This is a genomic window from Mesorhizobium sp. M00.F.Ca.ET.216.01.1.1, assembly GCF_004010325.2.
Lineage (GTDB): Bacteria > Pseudomonadota > Alphaproteobacteria > Rhizobiales > Rhizobiaceae > Mesorhizobium.
The window spans coordinates 1-392 of sequence record NZ_SADR02000187.1; the positions used below are offsets into that span (position 1 = coordinate 1).

1 protein-coding gene is annotated in these 392 nt (G+C 61.5%); it reads right to left on the reverse strand.

Annotated features, from left to right (window positions below; all coding sequences use genetic code 11):
• On the reverse strand, positions 1–246 hold a 246-nt coding region (locus EN859_RS35655), incomplete at its 3' end, for an amidohydrolase family protein (RefSeq protein ID WP_145972007.1).
• Positions 247–392: the final 146 nt, after the last annotated feature.

The following is a 392-nucleotide window of genomic DNA, read 5'->3' on the forward strand; positions in this document are numbered from 1 at the left end:
TTCCGATCTCTCCGCCGCACCCGAGAACAGATGCATATGCGCTTCGATGAACCCCGGCAGGACGGACCCGCCCTGGGCGTCGACAACATTGGTAGACGGTCCCTTCAGCTCTTCGACTGCTGCACGGCTGCCGATGGCAATGATGGCTCCGCCCTTCACGGCAACGGCCTCGGCGGAGGGATTGTCGTCGTCCATGGTCAGTACACGGCCGTTGACGACTATCAGATCCGCACAGCCAACCGACATCGCGACTCCACATTTTGCTGAGGGACCGACAACGCCAGGTCCTGCGAGCTGCCGCTCCACTGGAGCGGCGCCGTGGGACGAGAGTCGATGCCGATGCGCCGTCTTCGAAATTCCCCTTGTTATCGTGGAAGACAGCGTGGATAAAG